General features: G+C 64.0%; 25 protein-coding genes. 19 read left to right on the top strand and 6 right to left on the bottom strand.

Features of this window, described 5'->3' with window-relative positions; translation table 11 throughout:
* Genes AC1DYQ_RS21515 through AC1DYQ_RS21490 form a run of 6 tightly spaced genes read left to right on the top strand, consistent with a single transcriptional unit; the run spans position 1 to position 6,530 of the window.
* Positions 1-843: an ABC transporter permease gene (locus AC1DYQ_RS21515; RefSeq protein WP_477688509.1), complete on the top strand. Its 843-nt coding sequence runs from the start codon at positions 1-3 to the stop codon at positions 841-843.
* On the top strand, positions 840-1,871 hold the full coding sequence (locus tag AC1DYQ_RS21510; protein ID WP_477688508.1) for an ABC transporter ATP-binding protein: 1,032 nt from the start codon (positions 840-842) through the stop codon (positions 1,869-1,871). The genes AC1DYQ_RS21515 and AC1DYQ_RS21510 overlap by 4 nt, the downstream gene beginning before the upstream one ends.
* A complete protein-coding gene (locus AC1DYQ_RS21505; RefSeq protein WP_477688507.1) occupies positions 1,868-2,857 on the top strand; it encodes an ABC transporter ATP-binding protein in 990 nt (329 codons plus the stop codon). Before AC1DYQ_RS21510 ends, AC1DYQ_RS21505 begins: the two co-directional genes overlap by 4 nt.
* Complete coding sequence (locus tag AC1DYQ_RS21500) at positions 2,854-4,152, top strand: amino acid deaminase (RefSeq protein ID WP_477688506.1); 1,299 nt, start codon at positions 2,854-2,856, stop codon at positions 4,150-4,152. The genes AC1DYQ_RS21505 and AC1DYQ_RS21500 overlap by 4 nt, the downstream gene beginning before the upstream one ends.
* The gene (locus AC1DYQ_RS21495; protein ID WP_457282472.1) at positions 4,153-5,064 is read left to right on the top strand and encodes a MurR/RpiR family transcriptional regulator; all 912 of its coding nucleotides are present in this window, start codon (positions 4,153-4,155) and stop codon (positions 5,062-5,064) included.
* Positions 5,061-6,530: an N-acyl-D-amino-acid deacylase family protein gene (locus AC1DYQ_RS21490; protein ID WP_477688505.1), complete on the top strand. Its 1,470-nt coding sequence runs from the start codon at positions 5,061-5,063 to the stop codon at positions 6,528-6,530. Before AC1DYQ_RS21495 ends, AC1DYQ_RS21490 begins: the two co-directional genes overlap by 4 nt.
* A 237-nt stretch (positions 6,531-6,767) precedes the next feature.
* Here AC1DYQ_RS21490 and AC1DYQ_RS21485 read toward each other — a convergent pair whose 3' ends face one another.
* Positions 6,768-7,751: a LysR substrate-binding domain-containing protein gene (locus tag AC1DYQ_RS21485; protein ID WP_457282474.1), complete on the bottom strand. Its 984-nt coding sequence runs from the start codon at positions 7,749-7,751 to the stop codon at positions 6,768-6,770.
* Positions 7,752-7,912: 161 nt separating this feature from the next.
* Here AC1DYQ_RS21485 and AC1DYQ_RS21480 point away from each other — a divergent pair, with 161 nt between their 5' ends.
* Positions 7,913-8,542, top strand: coding sequence for a DUF2917 domain-containing protein (locus tag AC1DYQ_RS21480; protein WP_477688504.1), 630 nt, complete (start codon positions 7,913-7,915; stop codon positions 8,540-8,542).
* Positions 8,543-8,610: 68 nt separating this feature from the next.
* Here AC1DYQ_RS21480 and AC1DYQ_RS21475 read toward each other — a convergent pair whose 3' ends face one another.
* Complete coding sequence (locus AC1DYQ_RS21475; protein ID WP_477688503.1) at positions 8,611-9,072, bottom strand: TfoX/Sxy family protein; 462 nt, start codon at positions 9,070-9,072, stop codon at positions 8,611-8,613.
* Between the two features lie 141 nt (positions 9,073-9,213).
* Here AC1DYQ_RS21475 and AC1DYQ_RS21470 point away from each other — a divergent pair, with 141 nt between their 5' ends.
* A complete protein-coding gene (locus AC1DYQ_RS21470) occupies positions 9,214-9,768 on the top strand; it encodes a gluconokinase (protein ID WP_477688502.1) in 555 nt (184 codons plus the stop codon).
* A gap of 233 nt (positions 9,769-10,001) precedes the next feature.
* Positions 10,002-10,991 (top strand): MBL fold metallo-hydrolase, encoded by a 990-nt coding sequence (locus AC1DYQ_RS21465; RefSeq protein ID WP_477688501.1) that lies wholly within the window; start codon positions 10,002-10,004, stop codon positions 10,989-10,991.
* 3 nt (positions 10,992-10,994) lie between these two features.
* On the opposite strand, the gene AC1DYQ_RS21460 is transcribed toward AC1DYQ_RS21465, so the two are convergent.
* Positions 10,995-11,402 carry a BLUF domain-containing protein gene (locus AC1DYQ_RS21460; RefSeq protein WP_477688500.1) on the bottom strand — a complete coding sequence of 136 codons (408 nt, stop codon included), beginning with the start codon at positions 11,400-11,402 and terminating at the stop codon, positions 10,995-10,997.
* Positions 11,403-11,480: 78 nt separating this feature from the next.
* Between AC1DYQ_RS21460 and AC1DYQ_RS21455 the strand changes: the two genes are divergently transcribed.
* Entirely contained in the window at positions 11,481-12,239 is a 759-nt protein-coding gene (locus AC1DYQ_RS21455; protein ID WP_477667433.1) for a Crp/Fnr family transcriptional regulator, read from the top strand.
* A gap of 178 nt (positions 12,240-12,417) precedes the next feature.
* Positions 12,418-12,735, top strand: coding sequence for a hypothetical protein (locus tag AC1DYQ_RS21450; protein ID WP_477688499.1), 318 nt, complete (start codon positions 12,418-12,420; stop codon positions 12,733-12,735).
* Between the two features lie 26 nt (positions 12,736-12,761).
* Here AC1DYQ_RS21450 and AC1DYQ_RS21445 read toward each other — a convergent pair whose 3' ends face one another.
* Positions 12,762-13,610 carry a DUF6279 family lipoprotein gene (locus AC1DYQ_RS21445; protein WP_477688498.1) on the bottom strand — a complete coding sequence of 283 codons (849 nt, stop codon included), beginning with the start codon at positions 13,608-13,610 and terminating at the stop codon, positions 12,762-12,764.
* Positions 13,611-13,701: 91 nt separating this feature from the next.
* Between AC1DYQ_RS21445 and glmU the strand changes: the two genes are divergently transcribed.
* The 3 genes from glmU (at position 13,702) to AC1DYQ_RS21430 (ending at position 16,471) form a co-directional block, all read left to right on the top strand.
* Complete coding sequence (glmU, locus tag AC1DYQ_RS21440; RefSeq protein ID WP_477688497.1) at positions 13,702-15,165, top strand: bifunctional UDP-N-acetylglucosamine diphosphorylase/glucosamine-1-phosphate N-acetyltransferase GlmU; 1,464 nt, start codon at positions 13,702-13,704, stop codon at positions 15,163-15,165.
* A gap of 118 nt (positions 15,166-15,283) precedes the next feature.
* Positions 15,284-15,862 (top strand): hypothetical protein, encoded by a 579-nt coding sequence (locus AC1DYQ_RS21435; protein ID WP_457282484.1) that lies wholly within the window; start codon positions 15,284-15,286, stop codon positions 15,860-15,862.
* A gap of 15 nt (positions 15,863-15,877) precedes the next feature.
* On the top strand, positions 15,878-16,471 hold the full coding sequence (locus AC1DYQ_RS21430; protein WP_477688496.1) for a hypothetical protein: 594 nt from the start codon (positions 15,878-15,880) through the stop codon (positions 16,469-16,471).
* 43 nt (positions 16,472-16,514) lie between these two features.
* Here the strand turns inward: AC1DYQ_RS21430 and AC1DYQ_RS21425 are convergent, their stop codons facing one another.
* Positions 16,515-17,471 carry a DMT family transporter gene (locus tag AC1DYQ_RS21425; protein WP_477688495.1) on the bottom strand — a complete coding sequence of 319 codons (957 nt, stop codon included), beginning with the start codon at positions 17,469-17,471 and terminating at the stop codon, positions 16,515-16,517.
* Positions 17,472-17,603: 132 nt separating this feature from the next.
* Here AC1DYQ_RS21425 and AC1DYQ_RS21420 point away from each other — a divergent pair, with 132 nt between their 5' ends.
* The 3 genes from AC1DYQ_RS21420 (at position 17,604) to AC1DYQ_RS21410 (ending at position 23,133) form a co-directional block, all read left to right on the top strand.
* Complete coding sequence (locus tag AC1DYQ_RS21420) at positions 17,604-18,476, top strand: LysR family transcriptional regulator (protein WP_477688494.1); 873 nt, start codon at positions 17,604-17,606, stop codon at positions 18,474-18,476.
* A gap of 218 nt (positions 18,477-18,694) precedes the next feature.
* Positions 18,695-21,673 (top strand): DUF2339 domain-containing protein, encoded by a 2,979-nt coding sequence (locus AC1DYQ_RS21415; RefSeq protein ID WP_477688493.1) that lies wholly within the window; start codon positions 18,695-18,697, stop codon positions 21,671-21,673.
* Positions 21,670-23,133 carry a DUF3999 domain-containing protein gene (locus AC1DYQ_RS21410; protein ID WP_477688492.1) on the top strand — a complete coding sequence of 488 codons (1,464 nt, stop codon included), beginning with the start codon at positions 21,670-21,672 and terminating at the stop codon, positions 23,131-23,133. Before AC1DYQ_RS21415 ends, AC1DYQ_RS21410 begins: the two co-directional genes overlap by 4 nt.
* Positions 23,134-23,207: 74 nt before the next feature.
* Here the strand turns inward: AC1DYQ_RS21410 and AC1DYQ_RS21405 are convergent, their stop codons facing one another.
* On the bottom strand, positions 23,208-23,693 hold the full coding sequence (locus AC1DYQ_RS21405; protein WP_477688491.1) for an Lrp/AsnC family transcriptional regulator: 486 nt from the start codon (positions 23,691-23,693) through the stop codon (positions 23,208-23,210).
* A 133-nt stretch (positions 23,694-23,826) separates the two neighbouring features.
* On the opposite strand from AC1DYQ_RS21405, the gene glmS reads away from it, so the two are divergent.
* Together glmS and AC1DYQ_RS21395 are read left to right on the top strand one after the other, a co-directional pair.
* Positions 23,827-25,677 (top strand): glutamine--fructose-6-phosphate transaminase (isomerizing), encoded by a 1,851-nt coding sequence (glmS, locus tag AC1DYQ_RS21400; RefSeq protein WP_477688490.1) that lies wholly within the window; start codon positions 23,827-23,829, stop codon positions 25,675-25,677.
* A 302-nt stretch (positions 25,678-25,979) separates the two neighbouring features.
* Positions 25,980-26,122 (top strand): winged helix-turn-helix transcriptional regulator (locus AC1DYQ_RS21395; RefSeq protein WP_477685834.1); only part of this gene is annotated, 143 nt, incomplete at its 3' end.

Genomic DNA, 26,122 nt, shown 5'->3' with positions numbered 1-26,122 from the left:
ATGCCTCAACTCCCTCTCATCCTGCGCAAGCTGTTTCGCCGCCGCATCGTGCTGGCTGCGGCCATCGCGTTGGTCGTGGTAGTGCTGGTGTCGCTCTTCGCCGGCCCCCTGAGCGGGCTGGACCCGAATGAAACCGCCGTGAGCCAGCGCCTCGCGCAACCCTCTTCCAGCCATCTGTTCGGCACCGACGAACTGGGCCGCGACCTGTTTGCCCGCATCGCCTTCGGCGGCCGCTATTCGCTGACCATCGCGTTGCTGACGGCGCTGGGTTCGGTGGTGGCCGGTACCTTGTTTGGCCTGGTTGCAGGTTTCTTTCGCCGGCTCGACGCACCCGTCATGCGGGTGGTAGACGCCATGATGTCCTTCCCCGACATCCTGCTGGCCATCGCCCTGGTCGGCATCCTCGGCCCCTCGATGCTGAACGTGGTGCTGGCCCTGGTGCTGGTCTACACGCCGCGCGTGGCGCGGGTGGTGCGCGCCTCGACGCTGGTGGTGCGCGAGCTGCTCTTTGTGGAAGCTGCACGCGCCGTCGGGGTCTCCACCGTGCGCATCCTGTGGCGCCATGTGCTGCCCAACCTGATGTCGCCCATCCTCGTCCAGGCTTCGTTCATCTTCGCCTACGCCATCCTGGCGGAAGCCGCGCTGTCTTTCCTGGGTGTCGGCGTGCCGCCCGAAATCCCGACCTGGGGCACCATGGTCGCCGGCAGCCAGCAATACGCCCACCAGGCGCTGTGGATCGTGTTGTTCCCGGGCCTGGCCATCATCCTTACCGCGCTGTCGCTCCAATTGCTCGGCGACGGCATCCGCGACCTGCTGGATCCGCGCCTGCGGAAATCGATGTGAACCGTCTCGAAGTACGCCACCTTTCCACCTTCTTCGACACCGACGAAGGCCTGATCCGTTCCGTCGCCGACGTGAGCTTCAACATTCGTGCCGGCAAGACCACGGCCCTCGTCGGCGAATCGGGCTCGGGCAAATCGGTCACCAGCCTGACGCTGATGCGCCTGCTGCCGCGTGCGGCATCGACGCAGGTCAGCGGTCAGGCCTTGTTCGTCAATCGCGCCGGCGAGACACTGGACTTGTTGACGCTGCCCGAGCCGCGCATGCGCGCAATCCGCGGCAACGAGGTGGCGATGATCTTCCAGGAGCCGATGACCAGCCTGAACCCGGTCTTCACCGTGGGCGAGCAGGTGGCCGAATCGCTGCGCCTGCACAAGGGCCTGGGCCATGCGGCAGCCCTGGCCCAGGCGCTGCGCATGCTGGAACTGGTGGAGATCCCGGCGGCTGCCCAGCGCCTGCACGAATACCCGCACCAGCTCTCCGGCGGCATGCGCCAGCGGGTGATGATCGCGCTGGCCATGGCCTGCGACCCGACGCTGCTGATCGCCGACGAACCCACCACCGCGCTGGACGTAACCATCCAGGCGCAGATCCTGGCGCTGATGCGAAGGCTGCAGGCTGAGACCGGCATGAGCATCCTGTTCATCACCCACAACCTGGGCGTGGTGGCCCACCATGCCGACGATGTGGCTGTGATGTACGCCGGCCGCATTGTGGAGGCCGCGCCCGTCAACGACCTGTTCGCACGGCCGCAGCATCCCTATACCCAGGGCCTGCTGGCCTGCTTGCCGGCGCAGCAGCGCGGGCGGGCGCCAGCAGAGGTGGGCAAAGGCCAGGATACGGCGGGAGGCAAGCGCCGGCTCTACGCCATCCGCGGCCAGGTCTCCAGCCCGCTGGCGCCGCCACCGGGCTGCGCCTTCGAGCCACGCTGTGACAAGGCCATCGCGGCCTGCCGCGACGCCATGCCGGCGTTGCGCAACGACGAAGCCGGCGGCAGCGCCCGCTGCATCCTGGTGCCGGAGGCCGCATGAGCATAGAGACGCCAGCCGCTGCGCCCTTGATCGAGGTGAGCAACCTGCAGAAATTCTTCGGCTCCTCCGTGCGGCCGGTGCGCGCGGTGGACGATGTGTCCTTCGTGATCCATCCCGGCGAGACACTGGGCCTGGTGGGCGAATCGGGTTCGGGCAAGAGCACCATCGGCCGCGCCCTGCTGCGCCTGGTCGACAGTACCGGTGGCACAGTGAGCTACCGCGGCGAAGACCTGGGCGCGGCTTCGGGCGGCCGCATGCGCGCGTTGCGCAGCAAGCTGCAGATGATCTTCCAGGACCCGTACGCCAGCCTGAACCCCAAGATGCGGGTACGCGACATCCTGGGCGAGGCGTTGCAGGTGCACGGCATGGCCAAAGGCAAGGAGGCGACTGCGCAGCGTATCGCCGAGCTGTTGCAGCTGGTGGGGCTACCGCCCGAGCACGCGGCGCGTTACCCGCACGAGTTTTCCGGCGGCCAGCGCCAGCGTATCGGCGTGGCGCGGGCGCTGTCGGTGCAGCCCGAATTCATCGTGGCCGACGAGCCGCTCTCGGCACTGGACGTGTCCATCCAGGCGCAGGTGGTCAACCTGCTGTGCGACCTGCGCGACAGCCTGAAGCTGACCATGTTGTTCATCTCGCATGACCTGGATGTGGTGGAATACCTGTGCGACCGGGTGGTTGTGCTGTACCTGGGCCGGGTGATGGAAGTGGCGCCGACGGCGGCGCTCTTCGCCCGGCCGCTGCATCCCTACACCCAGGCGCTGCTGGCCGCGTCGCCCAAACCGGACCCGACCATCAAGATGGTGCATGTGCCCTTGAAAGGCGACATGCCCAGCCCGGTCAACCCGCCTTCGGGCTGCGTGTTTCGCACACGCTGCCCGCATGCCATTGACGCCTGTGCCCAGACGCGGCCGGAGCCGCGCGACATGGGCGGCGGCCGCCTCAAAGCCTGTATCCGAGACGACATTGAATCATTGACGACACCATGACATTGCAAGACATTCTCGACCCCCTGCTCGACGCCTCCTGGAAGGGCTTTCCGCACCACAGCCCGCCGCTGCGCCGTTCGGCCATCGGCGACCAGGGCTGGAACGTGCTGCGCGGAGACCTGCCGCTGCCGCTGGCCGTGATCCGCCGCGACGCGCTGGCCGGCAACCTGCAGTGGATGCAGGGCTTCGCCGGCAGTCATGGCGTCGGCCTGGCGCCGCACGGCAAGACCACCATGTCGCCGCAGCTGTTCCGGCGCCAGCTGGAGGCCGGCGCCTGGGGCCTGACTTTCGCCACTGTGACGCAGCTGCGCGCGGGCGTGACGGCCGGTGCGAAACGCTGCCTGATCGCCAACCAGGTGTTCCAGTCGGTGGACCTGCAGGGCATAGCCGAGCTCAAGCGTGCCAATGCCGGGCTGAGCGTGGCTTTTCTGGTGGATTCCCTGGCGCAGGCAGAACTCATTGAAGCCTGGCATGCGGTGAATGCACACGCTGAGCCTTTCGACGTGCTGCTGGAGATCGGCGTGGACGGCGGCCGCACCGGCTGCCGCAGCCACGAGCAGGCGCTCGCATTGGCCAAGCGCCTGCGCAGCGGCACGGCCACGCGGCTGGTCGGCATCGAATGCTACGAGGGTCTGGGCGCCACCGGCCAGTCGGACGCTGACACGGCCTACGCCAATGCGCTGATGCAACGTGTGCGCGACATTGCGCAAGCCTGCGACGAACAGCAGTTGTTCGAAACGGATGAAATCCTCCTTACGGCCGGCGGCTCCGCCATCTTCGATCTGGTAGCCGAACACCTGAAGATGAAACTGTCGCGGCCTGTGCAGGGCCTGCTGCGTTCGGGCTGCTATGTGACGCACGACCATGGCACGTACCACCGCTTCATGAATACCGTGGCCGCGCGCATGGGCTGCGGCCATGGCTTGCACGCGGCGATGCAGGTGTGGGCGGCGGTGCAATCCCGCCCCGAGCCGGGCCTGGCTATCCTCGCGGTAGGCAAGCGCGACATCTCCTACGACCTGGAGCTTCCCGTACCCCTGGGTGTGTGCAGAGCGGGCGAGGCCACCATGACGCCGGCGCCGGACGACTGGAAGATCGCCGGCCTGAACGACCAGCACGCCTACCTCCGCCACGCGACCCCGGCCGGCAGTGGCCCCGAACACCAGGCCTTGCGCGTGGGCGACCTGGTTGCGCTGGGCATCTCCCACCCCTGCACCACCTTCGACAAATGGCGCTGGATGCCGGTGGTGGACGAACAAAACAACGTGTGTGACGCCATCGTCACCTGCTTTTAAATGACCCCCCGCGTACTCGAAAAAATTGCCGAGATCATGGACCGCGCGCCGGCCGCGCGGCGCACCGTGCTGGCCCTGATCCTGGAAGACCCGCAGCGCGTGCTGGACGAGACCTTCGAGACCCTGGCCCAGCGCGCCAACAGCTCGGTCCCCACCATCATGCGCACCTGCCGCGACCTGGGCTACCCTGGGCTGCGCGAGTTCAAGCTGGCGCTGGCGCAAGAGCTGGCGGTGGGCGGCTCGCCACTGAACCGGCGCGTGCGCATCGATGACGACACCCGACAGGTCATCGCCAAGGTGACGCGCGGCGCCACCACGGTGATCAACAGCGTGCAGGCTCAGCTCAATGTCGAGGCAGTGCAGGCGGCGGCCGACGCCATCGTCGACGGCGCCCGGGTGGACTGCTACGGCGTCGGCGTCACCTCCAACTTCATGGCTTCCGACTTGCAGGCGCGGCTGTACCGCATGGGCGTGGCCTCCAACAGCTACCTGGACCCGCACCTGCAGCTGATCTCGGCCGCCACCATCGGCCCGCGCGGCGTGGTGATGGCCATCACCCACGTCGGCGGCATGCCTTCGCTGCTGGAGGCGGTGGACGTGGCACGCTCGCAGGGCGCCACCATCATCGCGCTGACGCAGCCCGGCTCGCAGCTCGCGGCGCTGGCCGACATCGTGCTGGGCGTGGAAGTGGCGCCCGACCCGGTGATGCCGGTGGGCCCCGAGGCTTACCTGGCGCACCTGACGGTGATCGAGATCCTCACCGTGCTGGTGGCACAGCGCCTGGGCGACAAGGCCGTGAACCGGCTGGCCAACATCCAGCGCACGCTGGAAACCCGCGGCGTGGACATGCACCACCATCCCCGGCTGGACTGGGACGAAGGCGCCAAGCTCACCATGGGAAAAGTACGATGACGCGCGCCACCTTGCTGGAAAACGGCTTGCTGGTGGACGGTACCAGCGCGGCTGGCCGATCAGGCGACCTTCTGCTGGCGGGCGACCGGATTGTGGCCATGGGCCCGGACTTGCGCCGCGGCCTGCCGGATGGCCTGTCTCTGTCCGATGTCCAGGTGTACGACTGCAGCGGCCTGGTGATTGCGCCCGGCTTCGTCGACGTGCACACCCACGACGACGCTATCGTGCTGAACGCGCCCGGCATGTTTCCCAAGCTGTCGCAGGGCATCACCACGGTGGTCACCGGCAACTGCGGCCTGTCGGTCGCGCCCTTCGTGGTGAAGGAGCCGCAGGGCGCCCTCACCCTGCTCGGAAATTCGTTTAAATACCCTTCGGTGGAGGCCTACGCACAGGCCGTAGCCGAAGCGCAGCCGGCCGTCAATGTAGCGCCGCTGATCGGCCACACCACGCTGCGCTATGCCTGCGTGGACGACCTCAACCGGCCAGCCACCGCCGACGAAGTGGCCGCCATGTGCGCCCTGCTGGAGCAATGCATGGCCCAGGGCGCGATTGGCCTGTCGTCGGGCCTTTTTTATGCCGAAGCCATGCCTGCGCCAGCCGCCGAGGTGACAGCGCTGGCGCGCGTCGTCGCGCGGTACGGCGGCATTTACGCCACCCACATGCGCTCGGAGATGGCCGACATCCTGGAGGCCATGCACGAGGCCGCCGGCTGCGCCTTCGAGGCAGGTGTGCCGCTGGTGATCTCGCATCACAAATGCGCCGGCCCGGCCAACTGGGGCCGCACGCAGGAGACACTGCCGCTGATCGACACGCTGGCGCAGCGCCAGGACATCGCAATGGATGTCTATCCCTATGTGGCCGGCTCGACCGTGCTGCGCGAAGACCTGGTCGACGGCATTATTGACGTGCTGGTGAGCTGGTCGGCCCCGCACCCGGAAATGATGGGCCGCACCCTGGCGTCGATTGCCGCTGAATGGGGCGTCGACCAGAAAACAGTTTGCCGCCGCCTGCAGCCGGGCGGGGCCTGCTATTTCCAGATGCACGAGGATGATGTGCGGCGCGTCATTGCGCATCCGCTTTCCATGATCGGATCCGACGGCCTGCCGCATGACAAGCATCCGCACCCGCGCCTGTGGGGTGCCTTCCCGCGGGTGCTGGCGCGCTACTGGCGCGAGCAGCAGCTGCTTTCGCTGGAGACCGCGATCTACAAGATGACCGGCCTGTCGGCGCGCAACTTCCGCCTGCACCAGCGCGGCCAGTTGCAGCCGGGCTGGTACGCCGATGTCGTGGTGCTGGACCCAGCCCGAGTGCGCGACGTGGCAACGTACGAAAACCCCATCGCGCTGTCGGAAGGCATTGAAAAAGTTTTTGTGAACGGCGAACTGGCCTACGTTGCCGGCGCTGCTGATGCGGCCAGCGTCAGGGTGCAGGCGCGCGCCGGGCGCTTGTTGAAACGGCATGTGTAATAAGAAACACCCCCGTCCAGGCTCACTGCGTGTAGCCTGTTCCCTCCTCAAGGGGGCGGCGCCTGAGGCCGGCGAAGCCGGACCCGCGGCCCCTGCTTGCATGGGGCCCCGCTCGCTGTACTCAATGAACTCTTAAGCCCAGCATGAGCCGTGGAACCGGCTTTGCCGGGCCACAGGCGGGCGACCCCCTCGGGGGCAGCGACCCACACGAAGTGGGGGAGCGTGGGGCCCCTGTTTCTAGTCCAGGGAATCCACTGTGTCCGGATCAGGCACATCCCCAATCGCCTCGCGCGTCAGTGCGGCCTGGCTTTTGAGCCAATCGCAAAACGCCAGCACTTCGGGCCGGGCCACATTGCGCGGGCCGATGATCAGCCAATAACTCATCGGGGACTCCATGCGCATTTGCGGCAGCGGCTCCACCAGATCGCCTGAAGCCAGGCTTTCGGCAATCAGTGGCAGCCGCGCCAGCACCACGCCCTGGCCCGTCAGCGTCGCCTGCACCATCTGGTAGGCGTAGTTGAAGTACAGCCAGCGCTTGGCTTCCAGCTTGGGGCTGGCGTGCTCTTCCAGCCAGCGGCGCCAGGTCAGCCATTCCAGGTGCGTCTGATGGGCGTCGCCCGCCTCAATCAAGGTGAACTGCGCCAGGTCGTCGGGCTTCTTCAGGCGCGGCCCGCTTTTAAGCAACCAGGGGCTGATCACCGGCGTGATCTGCTCGCCGAAAAGGCGTATGGCGCCTGGCGGCATGTGGCTGGCCGGGGCGTAACGCAGGGCCAGGTCCAGGTCTGAAATGTCCAGGTCAACAGCCACGTCCGACGCATCAATCCGGATGTCGATGTCGGGGTTGTCGCGCTGAAAGCCCTCCAGCCGGGGAATCAGCCACATCGAGGCAAACGAGGCAAAGGTGGTGAGCGAGACGCTCTTGCGCCCGGCGGTCTGGCGTATCTGCCGCACCGCGTTGTCGATGCGCTCCAGCGAGGGCGTGACGGCCCGCAGCAGGATGCCGCCGGCGGTGGTGAGCTCCACGGCGCGGGTGTGGCGGTGAAAAAGGCTCACGCCCACGTCTTCCTCCAGGCCCTGGATCTGGCGGCTCACAGCCGACTGGGTGAGGGCCAGCTCTTCCGAGGCGGCGCGGAAGTTGAGGTGGCGGGCGACGGCCTCAAAAGCCCTTAACTGGCCGGCGGAAATCGGCCGGGAGCGCAGGTGTGTTTGTGAATGGAGCATGACAGTGTGGGGGTGAAAAAGGCCAAATAGGGCAATTCGGGCCTAATTGATTGATGCGATTATGGAATCAATAGCTTACCGCGATTTCATTGGACTGTGCAAGCCCGTGGCGAGATGATTCAACCCTCATCACTCACTTTGTGCCTTTTTAGGAGAACACCATGGACCACGCAGCTCACCTCTCAGGAGATCGTTTCTTGCAACAGGCTTCCGATGCCACCAACGGCCATGTGGCCGGCCTGGCGGGCTTCTGGAAACTGGGCGCGGGCCGAGCGCTGACGCTGCGTGCCTCGCAGGCCGGTGTGTTGCGAATTGCGCATGGCCGGGTCTGGGCCACCTTCGACTCCGCCAGCCAGGACATCCAGGTCCGCGCAGGCGACCATTTCCTCGGCCGGGGCGAAAGCCTTTCGCTGCGGGCGGGTGAGTCGCTGGTGATGGAGTCCTTCAGCGCTGGTCACGCTGCTTCCGCTTATTTCAGCTGGGAGCCGGCAACGGCCTGCGCCGAAGTGCCCGAGATGAAAGAGACTTCCGGCTGGCGTGCCGGCGTGATGCAGCCTTTGGGTGACTTGCGCGCCGCCTTCGGCCTGGCCACCAGCGCCCTCGGCCGCCTGGTCCGCGGGCTGGCGATGGGTGCTGTCGCAGCTATTGAAGCGGTGCTGACCCCCGTTGCCCTGGTGTTCGTCACTGCCCGCGCCCGGCCTCACGTCACCGGTCACGACTTTGACGCCTACAGGGACAATCAGCTCCAGCCGCGCAACTACAACGTGCTGGCCATGTCCAACCTGGTCTAAGCGCAGATAGCCAACAGTTTTACTCCGGGAAAACCGTTTAACCCGCAGTCGCAAGGCTGCGGGTTTTTTTATGGGCGCCTGGTTCGGGGCTTGGCCGTTTTGGCCGTCTTGGTTGCCGGCGCCTTTGGCGTTTTCCTCGCCTTCGCTGTCTTGGGCGCTTTGGTCGCCTTGACCGCACGCGCCTTCAACGCACACTCCAACGCTACACGCGCCCACTCCAGCATCACGGCGGGCGACTCCATCGCCTCTTCGGGTGCCGCGTAGTAGTTGAGACTGTGCGGCGCACTGACGCCATTTCGTGTCATTTCATAGGTGAACCGCTCACAGCCATGGGCTTCATACAGGCTGCGGGTCTCCGCATCCGCCTTGAGCCACAGCTTCTCGCCGCCGCCCAGGTCGGCCACCAGGGCCAGCGTCAGTCCCGAGGTGCTGATGCCAAACCCGCCAAACATGCGCCTGGCCGTGCAGGGCCCGACGCCTGACAAAAGCTCGCAGCAGTAGGTCGCAAAATCATTCCTGGAAGAGGCCATCGCGCAACCATACCAAACCCGGCGGACTTGTGTTGCGGCGAGCGCAGCGCGCCGTGGCTGTCGCTTTGTTCAAAAAACCGACGTCTGGCAGATATCGCAGGCGCGACGCGCAAAGACGCGGCGGGCCGCGATAATTTGGGCATGGCCCCAGCTTCCCAGACCCACTCCTTCTCCGCGCCCGGTGTGCGCCACGCCGGGCCGCCGGTCCATGTGGTGGTCATGGGGGTGGCCGGCTGCGGCAAGTCGGCGGTCGGGCGTCTGATGGCCGACCAGCTCGTGTTGCCGCTAATCGAAGGGGATGATTTCCATCCCCCCGGCAACATCCAGAAGATGCAGCAAGGCATTCCCCTCACGGACGAGGACCGCGCTGACTGGCTGCGCCAGCTGGGTGTGGAACTGGCGCGCCACCCGGCCGGTGTTGTGCTGACCTGCTCGGCCCTCAAGGCCGCTTACCGCGACAGCCTGCGAGCTGCCGTGCCCGGGCTGCAGTTTGTGCACCTGGCCATCAGCCAGGCTGAATCCCTGCGGCGCGTCTCCGCGCGGCCGGGCCACTTTTACCCACCCAGCCTGGTCGCCAGCCAGTTTGAGGCGCTGCAGGATCCTTCGGCCGAGCCGGGTGTGTTGACCCTGGCCGGGAATGCTTCCCTGGAAGCCCTGGCCGACAGCGCGGTCGCCTGGCTGGAAATCCGCGGGTAGAGCCCTGCCGCCAGGCCTCGCCTGCAGGCCCCGTTTTCTGGCATCAAATTGCCTCGCAGGCCAATCAGGACGAGCGCGAGCAGCTATCAAATAAGTAGCAGTCTTGAAAATCGTTTTCGCCGGGCAGGGTATCGGTTTAACTATCCGTAACGCATTACGTTTAAGTAAAATGACCCAAAACTGGCGCCGGCTTCACTGAACCGCCGGCGCAGCGTCCCAAACACAGGAACCGCATGTCCAAAGCCTTCGCCTCGCAGTCCGATCTCACCGACAAGGTCATCACCTTTGAGCAGCTCAGCGCACATTGCTGGGCCTACACCGCCGAGGGTGACCCCAATTCCGGCGTGATCATTGGCGAAAAATTCATCATGGTGAGCGACGCCACCGCCACCCCGGCCATGGCACAGGACCTGATCGCCCGCATCCGCACCGTGAGCGACAAGCCCATCAAATATGTGCTGCTGACTCACTATCACGCGGTCCGGGTGCTGGGCGCCAGTGCCTACCTTGCGGAAGGCGCCACGGAAGTGATCGCCAGCCAGGGCACGTACGAACTCATCGTCGAGCGCGGCGCGCAGGACATGCAAAGCGAGATGGAGCGCTTTCCGCGTCTCTTTCGCAACGCCGAAAGCGTGCCCGGCCTGACCTGGCCGACTTTGGTCATCGAAGGCGGCAATCCGGTGAAGGGCGAAGTGCCCGGCAAGCTGGTGCTGGACCTGGGCGGTGTCAAGGTGCAAGTCTGGCACCCGGGCCCCGGCCACACACGCGGCGACACGATTGCGTGGGTCGAAGAAGAAAAAGTGCTGTTTTCAGGCGACCTGGTCGAGTACGAGGCCGGCGTTTACACCGGCGACGCGCAGCTGGAGGAATGGCCCGCCACACTGGAAGCCCTGCGCGCACTGAAAGCCGAAGCCATCGTGCCCGGCCGCGGCGAGGCCATGAAGGGTGCGGCCAACGTCAACAAGGCGCTGGACTATACGAAGCGCTGGGTCGAAACCCTGTACCAGGCGGGCAAAGAAGCCGCCGCCGCCGGCATGGACCTCAAAGCCGCCATGGACCACACCCGCAAAAGCATGGACCCGATCTTCGGCCACGTGTTTATTTACGAGCACTGCCTGCCGTTTGACGTGAGCCGCGCATTTGACGAAGCCAGCGGCATCAAGAACCCGCGTATCTGGACAGCCGAACGCGACCAGGAAATGTGGCAAGCGCTGCAGGGCTGAACCTCAGGCGTCGAGATCCAGCCTGGAAAGCAGTCCCACAAATGACTCCAGCGCAACTTGCCCGTCCATCCGCTCCATCCGCTCCAGCACGTCGTCGTCGTCGACCGTGCAGTAACCCAGGCTGAAGCGCCGAAATCGCCGGGCGTCCAGCTCGTCGTGGTGCAGAACCTGCATGTTGATGTGGCGGGTGTCCTGGCGGATGCGTTCCAGCAACGTCAGCACCTGCTTCTGGTCGCCCTCCAGTTGCTGGCAAAAGCGCATGCCGTCAAAAATCAGCAGCCCGGTGATGTCCCGTTCCGCGTTGGCCTGGCGGGCCTTGACGGCAATGTTCGCCACGACGCTGAGCGGCGCTTCGGGCGCCAGGGTACTGACATAAAGAACTTCATACAACGTGGGGCTTTTTGGCGTCATGGCGGCAGAATGTAGCGGGCGGTCCGGCTTTTCACAATGTCAAAAGACACAGTCAAAAGCGCCTAAGATTCTCCTTTTATGAACATTCCAGCGCCAACGTCATCGATTTGTCCGCCTCACTGCAATGCCTGCGGGCTGCGCAGGACCGGGGCCTTCATGCCTGTGAGCGATGGGGAACTGGCGTTCATCGAAGCCTTTCGCACCGGCACCTCTGCAGTGCGGGCGGGCGGCACCATCCTGTATGAACAAAAGCCCAACGGCAAACTCTTCACGCTGTATTCGGGATGGGCATTCCGGTACAAAACCCTGAGCGACGGCCGCCGGCAAATCCTCAATTTCCTGTTGCCCGGCGACTTCATCGGCCTGCAGCAAAAGTTCGCGGACGGCGCCATGCACGGCATCGAGGCCGTGACGGATGTAAGCCTCTGTGTGTTCCCGCGGGACGGTCTGTGGGAACTGTTTCGCAACCACCCCAGCCTGGGCTACGACATCACGTGGATGGGTGCGCGAGAGGAAGGTATGGTCGATGACCATCTGCTGACGGCCGGCCGGCGCAACGCCACCGAACGCGTGGCGATGCTGTTGATGCACCTGTACCGCAGGCTGGAACGCGTGGGCATGGCCGAAAAAGGCTGGATAGGGTTTCCCATCAACCAGCAGCATATTGCCGACGCGCTGGGACTGTCGCTGGTGCATACCAACAAGACGCTCAGGCGTTTGCGCCAGCTGGGCCTGCATGAGATTGAAAATGGGCAGCTCCGCTTGCTCAATACCCGCGCGCTGGAGCGCATTGCCGACTATTACGACACGCCGCCTGCGCAGGTTCCTTTGCTCTGATTTCGTCTGTTTAAGCTTTGGTTCAGGTGTGTAGGCGGCCGCTGACAACAAGGCCATGGGGCGGATGACAAATGCGGCCTGCATCCGGTTTTAAGGTGGCTCTCTTGCCCACGATTTGTCCTTTCCTGCGAAGGGAAAGCCGTGGCGACGCGCACCGACCACCACCCAGGAGACGTTCATGAACCACGCACAAGCACCCGGCGCACGCCTGCAGCAGCAACCGCGCCGTGTTTCCGACCGCCAGCAACAGCAAAGCAGCGGCTCACGCGAGTTCCAGCCGCGCCAGTCAAAGCCGGGCGATGCCCCGGCCGGTCAGATGGGCGAAGGGAGCTATGAAGCCACCCGCGACTACCGGAAGAACATCAAGTCCTATCTCAAGGATGCAGATGTCGCTGCCGACGCGAAGGCGGCCAGGCCCGACTCGCCCCAGCAGGCCGCGGAGCTGAAAAAAGCTGAGCAGGAAGGCTTGTCCCATACCAAAGCGCCCGGCAAATAAGGGGGGTGTGTGGGGCGATTCCGGAGTCAGGACTTTTGGCTGTTCAGTGCTCTGAAATCCCGCTCATAGCGGTGAAGGTTTTCCACGGCTTTTAAGCGCTGGGCGGGCGTGGTGCTGTTGTGCAGTTCTGCAAATCCCTGGCAAATGTCCTGGGTCAGGCGTTCGAAGTAGTCCCGATAAGCGACGTCCGGTGAGTTCAGCGTGCGCTCAAACAGTCCATTCACGGCGGCCTGCGTTTTCTCGGGTGCGCTGTGGCCGTCAGCCAGCGGGCGCAGGGTTTGCAGGGCATCCTGCTGGCGCCGCAGCCTTTCCCGGTAGGACACGGCGGCGTCAAAGTGGGACGCATCGATCCGACGGCCAATGATGTCCAGCTGTTTTTCTTCCAGCCGCCCGTAAAGCATTTCGGCCCGATTCACCGCCTCTTTGTAGCGTTTTTTGCGGCTGGTTTTGGATGACTCCAGAAAGTCCTCGCGATAGTCGGCATTGCCTTTTTCAAAACGCTGCTGCAGCTTCTTCATCTGGCTGGCGTGAAGCGTGCCCGCCAGCTTCGTCATGAGGGGTTCCGCCTCGTTCGACACCACCAGCAGCTTTCGGCGCAGATCGGTATAGACCGCACAAGCTTTTGCCGTATCCATATCCTGCGGCATCTGGTGCTGCAGTTTTTGCAGCGTGTCGATATAGCCCGGCAGCTGGGTTTGCCGGTGCCAGGCATGCAGCTTGTCCAGGTCGGCCCTGACCTGCACGCTTTGCGTGTCGGTGAAGTCAAAATGACCGTCCAGATGCCAATACACCAGCTCAGGCGCCTGGTTGTAGGCCAGTTTCATCATCACGTTGCAGCCAGGCAGCGCTACACCCAGCAGCACGGCGGCAAGCACACCGATAATCCGTAAGCTGCGTACCAGCCCTGCCCCGGCGGGGGGGGCGCGCTTTTCAAATCCTGTCCTTCGAAAATCCAGAGGAAACTTCATGGCAACCCCAGTTGATGTCGTCATCATGGCCGCGGGCAAAGGCACGCGGATGAAAAGCAGCTTACCCAAGGTTTTGCACCGATTGGGCGGGAAGGCTTTGCTGCAGCATGTCATCGAATGCGCTGCGTCTTTGTCAGCGCGCAAGGCGGTCGTCATTACCGGCCACGGCGCGGAGGCTGTTGAGGCCGCCTGCCAGGGCTTTGCGCAGCAGGAAGTGGGCCCGGATTCGAAGGTCAGCCTGCAATTTGCGCGGCAGGAACCACAACTCGGTACGGGCCATGCGGTGCAGCAGGCAATTCCCCTGCTGGCCGACGATGGCGTCACCCTGGTGCTGTCGGGCGATGTGCCGCTGACCCAGGCCGCCACGCTGCAGGCCCTGCTGGCACAGTGCGACGGCCAGCGGCTGGCACTGCTCACGCTCAGCATGGCCGACCCCACGGGTTATGGCCGTATCGTGCGCGCGCAGGCGCACGCCTCCGAGCCCTTGCGGGCCGGCGCCGAAACTTCGGCCCAGGTACGCGCCATCGTCGAGCATAAAGATGCGACACCTGCCCAGCGCGAGATCCGCGAAATTTACAGCGGCATCATGGCCGTGCCCACGCGCCTGCTGCGCGCCTGGCTTTCCCGGCTGGACAATCAAAATGCCCAGGGCGAGTATTACCTCACCGACATCGTCAAGTTTGCGGTAGCTGATGGCGTGGCCGTGGTGGCGCAGCAGATTACCGACGCAGCCCAGGTGGCCGGCGTGAACAGCCCGGTGCAACTGGCCGAACTGGAACGCGTGTACCAAAGCCGCCTGGTCACGGCACTGATGGAGCAAGGCGTGCGGCTCGCCGATCCCGCACGGCTCGATGTGCGCGGCACGCTCCACTGCGGCCAGGATGTGGAGATTGACGTGAATTGCGTGTTCGAAGGACAGGTCACGCTGGGCGACGGTGTGCACATAGGCGCCAACTGCGTGATTGCCAACTGCACCATTGCCGCCGGCGCCGTGATCCATCCCTTTACGCATATCGACGGCGAGAAGCTGGGTGTGCAGATCGGCGAGGGCGCGTTGATCGGGCCCTTTGCCCGACTGCGGCCCGGCGCGCAGCTGGGCGCAGAGGTGCACATCGGCAATTTTGTGGAAGTCAAAAATGCCACCCTGGCCAAGGGCGCCAAGGCCAACCACCTGGCTTACCTGGGTGACGCGACAGTGGGCGAACGCGTGAACTACGGCGCTGGCAGCATCACCGCCAACTACGACGGCGCCAACAAGCACCGCACGGTGATTGAAGCCGACGTGCACATCGGCAGCAACTGCGTCCTGGTGGCACCCGTCACCATAGGCGCGGGCGGCACGGTGGGCGGAGGCTCAACCATCACCAAAAGCACGCCACCGGATTCGTTGAGTGTGGCGCGGGGCAAGCAGGTCAGTTTGCCTAACTGGAAGAGGCCGGTGAAGGCGCCCCGCCAGCCTTGAAGGCGTTTTCTTCGGGTATTCCCGGAGTGGCTTGAATGGCGGTTACGTGACGTAACATATGCCCAGCGGCACTCGCAATGAGGGCCGTTCATTCCAATAAATCAACGAGGGGTTTTTCATGTTTCAACAGCTCAGGCGTGTTGTCCTGTTCACGGGTATTGCCGTGTCTGCGTTTTTGGTGGGTTGCGCGGGCCCGGCACCCAACTATGCGCCGTCCATCGACAACGTCGAGACGCTCAAGAAAATGGACGGCGCGCGTGCCGTGAAGACGGGCGTCATCAGCGTTGCGCCAGACCTGCAGGGCGGCGCCTCGCTCAGCCTTCGCGCCAATACCATGACCTCGCCCGTCGGCAAGAACTATGGCGACTACATCGCCGCGGCGCTGCGCCAGGAACTGGAACTGGCCAAGCTGTACAACCCGCAATCGGGCGTTGAAATCAGCGGCACCCTGCTCAAGAACAACATCGACGCGGGCGGTATGAGCACTAACGCCGGGCAGATAGAGGCACGCTTCGTGGTGACGGCCAACGGGCAGGTGCGCTTTGACAAGGTCAAGCGCATAGAGCGCAAATGGGAAAGCTCCTTCGCCGGCGCCGTGGCCATTCCGCTGGCGGCCAACAACTACCCGCTGATGGTGCAGTCACTGGTCGCCTCGCTGGTGACCGATCCAGACTTCGTCAAAGCCATTCGCAACTAAGCCGGGACATCCATCATGAACCGATTTGTTGGCTATGTTTTTTCGGCGCTGGCCTGTGTTTTCCTGTTTGGCTGTGCACACCCCATTACCATGAACCCGGACCTTGCGGCGGTCACTGTGCCCGCCGGCGCCAAGCCCATTGGTAAAAAAGTGGGTTACCACATCCCCGATGCCTTGCGTTCGGTTGAGGTGACAACACCCGGCGGCGGTGGTGACAAGGTGCGCTACTTCCCGTACCGCGATATCGAGCCGGGCTTCTACAAGGCACTGTCCGAGGCGTTTTCCAGCGTGACCAAGGTGCAAAATCCCAAGGACTTCGCGGCGCTGCAGGCTGGCGGTGTTGCATTGCTGATCACGCCGGAAATCACCACCAATTCGTCTTCCGACGGCGCATTCACCTGGCCGCCGACGCAGTTCAGCGTCAAGCTTGTCTGCACCATCGTCGATGCCGGCGGCAAGCCCGTCGAGACGATACGGGTCAGCGGTGAAGGCGGTGCTACTTTTTCGGAGTTCAAGAGTAACTTCTCGCTGGCCGCCGTGCGCGCCTCCAACGACGCGCTGGCCAAGCTGGTCAAGGCGCTGGTCGAGTCGCCCGCGCTGCGCAAGTAAGCGCTTTCAGGCCGGCCGGCGGCCGGCCTGAAACCTGGCCCGCCTATTTGAGGCGGTTGACCAGGAACACTCCAAAAATTGCGAGCCCTCCGCCAGCCAGCAGGCTGGCACTCAGGGGTTCCCCCAAAATCAGCCACCCCAGCAACACGCCAAACACCGGCACCAGGTTGTTGAACACCACGGTGCGTGCCGCGCCCAGCTGGCGTATGCCTTCGTAGTACCAGACAAAAGCCACCGCGGTGCCGAGCACGCCGAGGAACGCCAGGCCGGCCCACACCTCAGGGGTGAATGATCCGGCATGTACGCTGGCAATGTCGCGCAGGGCCAGCAGGCCCAGGAACAGCGTGCCCCAGATGGCCGCCCAGAGCGTGGCCAGCACCGGCGACAAGCCCTGCAGCAGTTTGCGGCCCAGCAGGGTGTACACCGCCCACGCACACACCGCGCCAAACATGGACAGTTCACCCTTGCCGAGCGACTGTGCAATCTGCGAAAGATCTCCGCGCGTGACGACAATCCACACGCCCAGCAAGGCCAGGGCCACGCCAAGCCAGCGCGTCGGCGAAAGCCGGTCGCCCAGGAATGCGGCGGCCAGCAGCAGCGTGACCACCGGGTTCAGGGCAATGATGAGCGATGTACGGCCTGCCGGCAGCACGGAAAGCGCCGTGAAGAACAGCAGGTTGTAAATAAAGATACCGGTGGCGCCCAGCGCCATCGTGCCCAGCAGCTGGCGGCGCGACAGTGTTGTCAGCGCGCGCAGCCCTTCGGTGAAGTGCAGCGCCACCAGCAGGGCCAGCGTGGCAAACACAAAGCGTATGAAACCTGCGGTGGCGGGCGGCAGGTGGGCCGAAATGACGCGCCCGGCAATGAAGGTGCCGCCCCACAAAAATGGCACGCAGGTCAGGCGCAGGTACAGGCCCAGAAGGCTTTTACCGGCAGGCGGAGCCGTGGGGGCAATGCCGGGCAAGGGGGCTGTGGTGGAAGAGGTGGCGGTGGCGGTCATGCGGTTTTTGTTGGAAAAATGGCTGGCATCGGTTAGATTGATGCATGAGATTAACTGCTAAGCGACTCACCATCAAATGAGTATTTACTCATCATCGCAAGTGCACTGCCTTGTTGTTTTTTCGAGCCGACCATGACCCTCGCCCAACTTGAAGTCCTGATCACACTGGATGAATGCCGCAGCTTTTCACGCGCGGCCATGCGGCTGGGCACGACACAATCGGCCGTCAGCCATGCGCTGCGCGCGCTCGAAACGCAGTTCGGCGTCAAGCTCGCGCTGCGCGACGCCTCGGGCGTGGCCATGACGGACGCCGGTGAGCGCCTGCTGCTGCGCGCCCGAGAAATGACCGCGCTGGCCGCCACCATGACGCAGGAACTGGGCGACGCCCGCGAGCTGAAAACCGGCACGCTGCGCATCGGTTCATTTGGGCCCACTTCCACCGTCAATCTGTTGCCACCGCTGTTAGCGGCATTCAAGAAGCGCCATCCGGGCGCGCAGGTGCGCATTGAAGAGGAAAGCGACGAAGTGGTGGACGACTGGCTGCTGCAAAAGCGGGTGGAACTCGGGTTTGTTGTCGTGCCCGATGAGCGCTTTGAGGTGCTGCCGCTGGTGCAGGACGAATTCGTCGCCATCCTGCCGGCCAAACACCCACTGGCCAAACACAAGGCCGTGCCGGTTACCGCTCTGACGGGGCTGGACTTTGTGCTGACGGAAGCCGGCTGCGGCCCGGTCATCGTGCCCATCCTGCAGAAAAACATCGCGCTGCCCAAGGTGCTGTATCACTTCACGCAGATCATTTCCATCCTGCAATTTGTGCAGCAGGGCCTGGCAGTGTCGGTAGCTGCCCGACTGGCGCTGCCTGATGCGCCCAAGGGCGTGGTTTACCGGCCCTTGTCACCGCCGCAACCCCGAACGGTCGGCCTGGCCTGCCTGGATGTGGCCAAACTCTCGCCGCTGGCACGCGCGTTCTGGAACACCGCCCGTGAAGGGGCCAAGGCGCACTGAGTCAGGTTGCTACTTATTTGATAGCTGCTTGCGCTTGTCCTGATTGAATTTCAGCCGGTTTCTTCCTAAATTAATAAGGACTGCTGGCGGGCTTTTCTGCGGGCTTGCCTGGCACCGTGCCGCCGGTGCTCACGAGTGGGTCCATCAAGTACCATCAGCCCATTCCGCAGGCTGGCGTGCAACATCGCAGCACGGAAAACAACAGGGAGGCTGGGGTCATGATTATCTGGAGCATTGTTTGGGGTGCCGTGCTGGGCTGGTTCTGGCCGGGCTACGGCGATTTCGGTGTTTTTCTGGGGGGCTTCCTCGGGTTGTTCGCAGGCCTGTCATTGCGCTGGGCCGTGCGTGCTGAAGTCGAGGCCGCGCGCAAGAAGCATGCGCCGCAGGTGAGGACAGCGACTGCATCAGCAACACATCCGCCTGCCATTCCGGCCACGGCAGACGACGGCGGATTCAAGGAATTTGAGAACACCGCTCCTTCGCCCGTTGCCCCGCTTCCTGCCCGTGCACCTGCTGCGCCGCAAACCATGGCGCCAGCGGCCGCCAGCGCTCTCAGTGCCGTCAGCAATGAAGAGGCATCCCTGCAAGAAGACCTGGCCCCGAACGGCTTGCCGCGTGGCCAGGCAGCACCCGCCACCCGGCCGGCTTACACACCGGCCGAGCCCAATGCCATCGAGCTGGCCCTGATTGCCGGCAAAAACTGGTTCCTGGGCGGCAACACCATCGTGCGGGTCGGGCTGGTCATCTTGTTCATCGGCCTGTCGTTCCTGGCACGCTACGCGGCATCGGCCGGGCTCTTTCCGGTGGAGTTCCGGCTGACGGCCATCGCCGCCGCAGCGATTGCGCTGCTGGCCGTGGGTTTTCGCAAGCGCACGGAAAAGCCCGGCTTTGCACTCGCGCTGCAGGGCGCCGGCGTGGCGGTGATGTACCTCACGGTGTTTGCCGCCTTCCGCATGTACGGCCTGCTGGAGCCACTGCCGGCCTTTGGTTTGATGATTGTTGTGTGCGCGCTCAGTTGCGCGCTGGCATTGCTGCAAAACTCGCGCGCGCTGGCGGTGGCGGCATTCGCCGGTGGTTTTGCCGTGCCGATTCTGCTGTCAACGGGGCAGGGCAGCCATGTGGGCCTCTTCAGCTATTACTCAGTGCTGAACCTGGCCATTCTGTTCATTGCCTGGAAGCGCTCATGGCGCATCCTGAACGTGGTGGGTTTTATCGCCACCTTCGGCGTGGCCACTGCCTGGGGTGTTCTCAAGTACACGCCAGAGCATTACGCCAGCACCCAGCCCTTCCTCATCGGCTTTGTACTGATCTATCTTTTTGCCGCCATCCTCTATGCGCGCAACACGCCCACGAAGCTCGGCAACGCCGTCGACACCATGCTGGTGTTCGGCACGCCGCTGGTGGGCTTTGGCCTTCAGGCCGGGCTGGTGCGCACCATGGAACTGGGCACGGCCTTTTCGGCGCTGGGCTTTGCCGCGCTGTACCTGGTGACGGCGATGGTGCTGGTACGCCGGGCGCTGTCCAGCTACCGCCTGCTGATCGAATGCTTTATTGCAGTGGGTGTGGGTTTTGCCACGCTGGCGGTGCCGCTGGCACTCGATGCAAAGTGGACTTCGGCTGTCTGGGCGCTCGAAGGTGCGGGCGCGTTCTGGGTCGGCATGCGGCAGGCGCGCTGGATGCCGCGCGCTTTCGGCTTGCTGCTGCAGGGCGTGGCCGCCATGGCGTTTTTGGGCGGGCTTGATGACGCGGGCGCACTGGGCAACCCTGTCTCGGCCATTCCTTTCGGCAACCCGGCCTTTATCGGCGCCATGTTGATCGCGCTGCCGGCGCTGCAGCTGGCGTGGTGGCTGCGCCGGCCCCTGCCGCACAGCGAGTCTTCGTGGGCCAAGGCCTATGCCGGCGTGGAGTCGCAGCTCAGCGTTCCTGTTTACCTCTACGGCTTTTTCTTCTGGTGCCTGGCCTGGTTGCTGGAAATCAACCGCCGCGTGCCGGCGCTGGAAGCAGATGCCTTTCCTCAGCAGGCCTTTAGCGACCGCACTACCGGCCTGCTGATGATGCTGGCGGTGGTGGCCAGCGCGGCCTTGTCGATGGTGCTTGGCCTGAAGAAGCAGTGGACGGTGGCGACCTGGCCCGCGCGCATCACCGTGGGTGTGCTGGCGTTGGGTTATGTGGCGCAGGCAGGTCAAGGCTACCGCGTGCTCGCTACTCCGGCGTGGGCTGTGTGGCCGGCGGTGCTGGTGCTGCATTACTGGATGCTGCGGCAGACGGACCGCCAGGCGTTGGCGCAGGCTACGTCCACGGGCGCCTCTCAGTCGCCCTATGGTTTCCTGCACGCCGCAAGCGCGTGGCTGGTGACCTTCCTCCTTGCGGATTGCCTGTGGTCGGGTATCGGCAAGGCCGAGCTCTGGCGCACTTCGTGGGCCGGCGTGGTCCTGCTGGTCAGCGCCATCGCCGTGCTGATGCTGCTGGCGGTGTGGGCAGGGCGGGCCAACAGCGCGGCCCTGCGACAGGGCGCGAAGTGGCCCCTCAATCCGCATGCCCAGGCTTACTACTGGTATGCAGCCTTGCCGCTTGCGGTGCTGGTGTTCTGGGGCACGCTGGTGGCTGCGGTTCACTCGTCGGGCCACACCGCGCCGCTTCCCTACATCCCGCTGCTCAACCCGACCGACCTGACGCTTGCGCTCGCGCTGGGCGCCCTGGTGTTCTGGCGCCGCGTGCTGGTGACGGCCGCGCCGCCGCCGGGCAATGCGGGCTGGGTGACGGGCCGCAATGCGTTGGTGGCGCTGGCTCTACTGGTGTTTGTCGCCGTCAATACCGTGTGGCTGCGCATCGCCCACCATTTCTTCGGCGTGCGCTGGGATGCCGACGCGCTGTTCGGCAGCTTCGTGGTGCAAACCGGTTACGCCATTTTGTGGACGCTGCTGGCCCTGAGCCTGATGGTGCTGGCGCACCGGCGTGTGCAGCGGCCGCTGTGGCTGGTGGGCGCGGGCCTGCTGGGCCTGGTGGTCGTCAAGCTGCTGTTGATTGACCTGTCGAACGCCGGTGGTGCGGAGCGCATCATCGCGTTCATTGTGGTGGGTGTGCTGATGCTGGTGGTGGGCTACTTTGCGCCGCTGCCGCCCAAGGCCGCCGGCACCGCCACTGCGCAAGATGTTTTGCCCGAAGATGCGGGCGACCTGAAGGTAACCCAGTCATGAAAATCAACCAACGTTTTTTAACCCTGGCGCTAACTCTGGCGCTCTCCACCGCATTGGCAGCCCCGCTGGTGGTGCTGGCCGCCGACGCTGCGGATGCCGGCAGCGCCAAATCGTATGCCGTTCGCATACCTGTCACGCTGGCGCCTGATGCGCCGCTGCAGCGGCTGGTGGTGCCCGCCGAGGCCCTGGTGCGGCTGCAAAGCGCCGGTTATGCCGACATACGCCTCTTCAACGCGGCGGGCCAGCCGGTGCCCATGGCACTGGCCAACGTCGCCGCAGAAACGGCGACGCAGGAGCAGCAGGTCAAGCTCACGGCGTATCCCATCCTGGGTGCCGCAAGCGCCGCCGGGCTGGAAGGCCTGTCGCTGCGCATTGAAGAGCGGCAGGGCCGGCGCGTAGTGCAGCTCAACACGGGCAGCGGCGCAAACACCGCGGGTGCAGCTTCATCGCAAAAAGTGCTGGGCGCGCTGCTCGACACACGCAGCGTCAATGCGCCTGCCGCCCGCATGACGCTGGACGCCGACCTGCCGGTCGGCCAGCCAGTCAGCTTTAATGTGCAGGCCAGCAAGGACCTGAAGAACTGGCGGCCCCTGGCCGACACCGTGCTGTACCGCGCCGATGCTTCTGCCAAAGCCGCGAGCCTGGGCGACAACAGCCTTGCGCTTTCCATGGCGGATTTGAAAGACCAGTACCTGCGCATCACCTGGGGCGACGCCGCCGTCACCCTGCGCGGCGCCACGCTGATTACGTCCCGCAGCACGGCCCTGCGCCAGCGTGTGGGCGCCACCATGACCACGCCGGTGCTGACGAATCCCCATGAGCTGACTTTTGCGTTGCCCTTTGCGACGCCTGTTGCTGCTTTGAAGATCACGCCGCAGGGCAGCAATGTGCTGGTGCCCATCCGCGTGCTGGGCCGTAATGACCGCAACCAGCCGTGGGCGTTGCTGGCCAGCGCCGTGGTCTACCGGATGACAACCGCAGGCAAAGAGCAAACCAGCGGCCCGGTCGAATTGCAGGGCTCATCGGTGCGCGAAATGAAGATCGAAGCCGATCTCAAAACGCCGGGGTTTGCCGCCGCGCCTGAAATCGTCCTGCAGTTCGAACCGGCGCAGCTCATCTTTCTGGCCAGCGGGCAGGGCCCTTTCACCCTGGCTGCGGGCCTGGCCAGCGCAACGGGGGCCGCAGGCGCTTTTCTGCCCATGGCCAGCCTGATTCCTGGCTACAAGGCGCAGCAGGAGAACTCGCTGCCTGTCGCCCAGGCCGACGTGTCCAAAGCAGACGTCACCGGTGGCAGTGCTGGTGCGGCCGGCCCGCTGGTGGCGGCGCAACCCCCCAGCCAGGGCATGCCGACACGCAGCCTGGTGTTGTGGGGCGTCTTGCTGGCGGGTGCCCTGGCGCTGGGGCTGATGGCGTGGGTGCTGCTCAGGCAAACCCGGCAAGGCCCCGGACCGGCCCCCTAAGGTTTTCCGGCTGATGGTGGGTGCTGACGGGGCGATTGATGCGCTATTGTTTTGATAGCTGCTCGCGCCGGTTTTTATTGGGCTAGAAGCACTTTTGGTTCAAATTTTGCGCGTTTGGTGCTGAAAAAAGCCTTCACGTTACGCACATTTGCATCGCTGGTGAAAAGCCGCTGCGCCAGCGCCAGGTAGCGCGGCATGTCGGCCACGTGCACCACCAGCATGAAGTCCGGCCCCGGTGAGACGCGGTAGCACTGCTGAACGGCGTCGTCCTGCACCACCCTCGTTTCAAATGCCTCTTGATGTTCCGTGCCCTGGCGATCCAGCGTGATCTCCACCAGCGCCGTCAGCCCGTGGCCGGTGAGGGCGGCCAGCTTGTCGGGGCTGAGCAGCGCGATTTCACGTTCTACCAGCCCGGCATCGCGCAGGCGTTTCACGCGGCGCAAGCAGGTCGGCGGCGAGATATGGGCGCGTTCGGCCAGCGCCTGGTTGCTCAGCGATGCGTCGGTTTGCAGGCTGTCCAGTAGCTTCACGTCGACGTCATCAATGATTATTTGTTCCATTAAGGAAATATAAATGAAATTTAATTCAATACATTGGAATGAATGAAATTAAATTCCATTCAAACGAAAAAATAGATCACATTGGAAAACTGTAAATACGTAGCATCACCGCATTGACCTTCAGGAGACCTTCATGTGCGGCATTGTTGCTTCCGTTTCGACCCGAAATATCGTTCCCATCCTGGTGCAGGGTTTGCAGCGCCTCGAATACCGCGGTTATGACTCCTGCGGCGTCGCCGTGTACGCCGGTGGCCTGAAGCGCGCTCGCAGCACCTCGCGTGTGGCCGAGTTGCAGGAGCAGGTGAGCGCTGACAAGCTCGAAGGCGGCACCGGCATTGCGCACACCCGCTGGGCCACCCACGGCGCGCCCGCAGTGCACAACGCCCACCCCCATTTCAGCCACGGCAGCGGCGCGGGCGCCACGGCGCGCGCAGGCAAGGTCGCGTTAGTGCACAACGGCATCATCGAAAACTACGAAGAGCTGCGCGCCGGCCTCAAGGCCAAGGGCTATGTCTTCGACAGCCAGACCGACACCGAAGTCATCGTGCATTTGATGGACAGCCTGTACGACGGCGATTTGTTCGAAGCCCTCAAGGCCACCGTGGCACAACTGCACGGCGCGTATGCGATTGCGGCCTTCTGCAAGGACGAGCCGCACCGCGTCGTCGGCGCGCGCGCCGGCTCGCCGCTGATCCTGGGCGTCGGCAAGGACAAGACCGAGAACTTCCTCGCCAGCGACGCCATGGCCCTGGCCGGCGTGACGGACCAGATCGTCTACCTCGAAGAAGGCGATATGGTCGACATCCAGCTCGGCAAGTACTGGGTACTCAACAAAGAAGGCAAAGCCGTCCAGCGCGAAGTCAAAACCGTGCACGCCCACAGCGGCGCCGCAGAGCTGGGCCCGTATCGCCACTACATGCAAAAAGAAATCTTCGAGCAGCCGCGCGCCATTGCCGACACGCTCGAAGGCGTGGAAGGCATCGTTCCTGAACTGTTCGGCGACGAGGCTTACCGCGTCTTCAAGGACATCGACTCGGTCCTCATCCTGGCGTGCGGCACCAGCTACTACAGCGGCTGTGCCGCCAAGTACTGGCTCGAGTCGATAGCCGGCATCCCCACACAAGTCGAAGTGGCCAGCGAATACCGCTACCGCACATCGGTACCTAACCCGAAGTCACTCGTCGTTACCATCACCCAGAGCGGCGAAACCGCCGACACGCTGGCCGCACTGCGCCACGCGCAAAGCCTGGGCATGACGCAAACCCTCACCATCTGCAATGTGTCAACGTCAGCCATGGTGCGCGAATGCAAGCTCGCCTACATCACGCGCGCCGGCGTTGAAATTGGTGTGGCTTCCACCAAGGCCTTCACCACGCAGCTGGCAGGCCTCTTCCTGCTCACGCTGGCCCTGGCCCAAAGCAAAGGCAAGCTCAGCGACGAAGAAGAAGCCGGTCACTTGAAAGCCATGCGCCACTTGCCCGCCTCTCTGCAGGCTGTGCTGGCGCTGGAGCCGCAAGTCATCAGCTGGGCCGAAGACTTCGCGAAAATGGAAAACGCACTTTTCTTAGGGCGTGGCCTGCATTACCCCATCGCACTCGAAGGCGCCCTCAAGCTCAAGGAAATCAGCTACATCCACGCAGAGGCCTACCCCGCAGGCGAACTCAAACACGGCCCCCTGGCTTTAGTCACCAGCGAGATGCCAGTCGTCTGCGTCGCCCCCAACGACGCGCTGCTTGAAAAACTCAAAAGCAACATGCAGGAAGTCCGCGCCCGCGGCGGCGTCCTCTATGTATTGGCAGACGCCGACAGCCACATCGAAAGCGGCGAAGGCCTGCACGTCATCCGCATGCCCGAACACTACGGCGCGCTCAGCCCGCTGCTGCACGTGGTGCCGCTGCAGTTGCTGGCATATCACACGGCTGTGGCGCGCGGGACGGATGTGGACAAACCGAGAAACCTGGCGAAGTCAGTGACCGTCGAATGACGGTCAGCGTGCCCGGGCACGCTTTGATTGCGAGGAATAAAGTCCGTCGGGTTAAATAAAAGTCCGTCGGACATTTTTTGCAATATGGAACTGCGCCTTGTAAATGCGAAGCTTATAAGGGGGTTGCTTCTCGTTTCGCTGCCAGCGACTTTTCACGAAATTCTTACTCCATTGGCTCCATCATTAGAAGTGAGTGTGTTGAATTCCGTCGAAATCTGATCCACTTAGCGCAGTAATTTCCATCCAAAACTGACCCACGTAGGCACTACTCTGCTTGTTTTAAAAGCAGGGGGAAATTAGGAGTGATAGACGTGGCGACATTGAATGTCATCAGACGTTGGGCATTGCGGGATCAGATGTCCATCCGCGAGATCTCAAGGCGTACAGGCCTGGCTCGCAACACCGTGAAGAAGCACCTGCGATCAGAGGAGAGCGAGCCTAAGTA

Source organism: Polaromonas sp. P1_F4 (assembly GCF_056405675.1).
The sequence above is the reverse complement of the archived record's forward strand: the minus strand, read 5'-3'. Positions and strand labels throughout refer to the sequence as shown.

Bases quoted from the DNA above. Each gene is read 5' to 3' on its own strand.
- AC1DYQ_RS21460 (WP_477688500.1), bottom strand. From the start codon at position 11,402: ATGACGCCAAAAAGCCCCACGTTGTATGAAGTTCTTTATGTCAGTACC.
- AC1DYQ_RS21485 (WP_457282474.1), bottom strand. From the start codon at position 7,751: ATGCTCCATTCACAAACACACCTGCGCTCCCGGCCGATTTCCGCCGGC.
- AC1DYQ_RS21425 (WP_477688495.1), bottom strand. From the start codon at position 17,471: ATGACCGCCACCGCCACCTCTTCCACCACAGCCCCCTTGCCCGGCATT.
- AC1DYQ_RS21505 (WP_477688507.1), top strand. From the start codon at position 1,868: ATGAGCATAGAGACGCCAGCCGCTGCGCCCTTGATCGAGGTGAGCAAC.
- AC1DYQ_RS21500 (WP_477688506.1), top strand. From the start codon at position 2,854: ATGACATTGCAAGACATTCTCGACCCCCTGCTCGACGCCTCCTGGAAG.
- AC1DYQ_RS21415 (WP_477688493.1), top strand. From the start codon at position 18,695: ATGATTATCTGGAGCATTGTTTGGGGTGCCGTGCTGGGCTGGTTCTGG.
- AC1DYQ_RS21480 (WP_477688504.1), top strand. From the start codon at position 7,913: ATGGACCACGCAGCTCACCTCTCAGGAGATCGTTTCTTGCAACAGGCT.
- AC1DYQ_RS21450 (WP_477688499.1), top strand. From the start codon at position 12,418: ATGAACCACGCACAAGCACCCGGCGCACGCCTGCAGCAGCAACCGCGC.
- AC1DYQ_RS21465 (WP_477688501.1), top strand. From the start codon at position 10,002: ATGTCCAAAGCCTTCGCCTCGCAGTCCGATCTCACCGACAAGGTCATC.
- AC1DYQ_RS21430 (WP_477688496.1), top strand. From the start codon at position 15,878: ATGAACCGATTTGTTGGCTATGTTTTTTCGGCGCTGGCCTGTGTTTTC.
- glmS (WP_477688490.1), top strand. From the start codon at position 23,827: ATGTGCGGCATTGTTGCTTCCGTTTCGACCCGAAATATCGTTCCCATC.
- AC1DYQ_RS21490 (WP_477688505.1), top strand. From the start codon at position 5,061: ATGACGCGCGCCACCTTGCTGGAAAACGGCTTGCTGGTGGACGGTACC.
- AC1DYQ_RS21470 (WP_477688502.1), top strand. From the start codon at position 9,214: ATGGCCCCAGCTTCCCAGACCCACTCCTTCTCCGCGCCCGGTGTGCGC.
- AC1DYQ_RS21410 (WP_477688492.1), top strand. From the start codon at position 21,670: ATGAAAATCAACCAACGTTTTTTAACCCTGGCGCTAACTCTGGCGCTC.
- AC1DYQ_RS21515 (WP_477688509.1), top strand. From the start codon at position 1: ATGCCTCAACTCCCTCTCATCCTGCGCAAGCTGTTTCGCCGCCGCATC.
- AC1DYQ_RS21405 (WP_477688491.1), bottom strand. From the start codon at position 23,693: ATGGAACAAATAATCATTGATGACGTCGACGTGAAGCTACTGGACAGC.
- AC1DYQ_RS21420 (WP_477688494.1), top strand. From the start codon at position 17,604: ATGACCCTCGCCCAACTTGAAGTCCTGATCACACTGGATGAATGCCGC.
- glmU (WP_477688497.1), top strand. From the start codon at position 13,702: ATGGCAACCCCAGTTGATGTCGTCATCATGGCCGCGGGCAAAGGCACG.
- AC1DYQ_RS21435 (WP_457282484.1), top strand. From the start codon at position 15,284: ATGTTTCAACAGCTCAGGCGTGTTGTCCTGTTCACGGGTATTGCCGTG.
- AC1DYQ_RS21475 (WP_477688503.1), bottom strand. From the start codon at position 9,072: ATGGCCTCTTCCAGGAATGATTTTGCGACCTACTGCTGCGAGCTTTTG.
- AC1DYQ_RS21495 (WP_457282472.1), top strand. From the start codon at position 4,153: ATGACCCCCCGCGTACTCGAAAAAATTGCCGAGATCATGGACCGCGCG.
- AC1DYQ_RS21455 (WP_477667433.1), top strand. From the start codon at position 11,481: ATGAACATTCCAGCGCCAACGTCATCGATTTGTCCGCCTCACTGCAAT.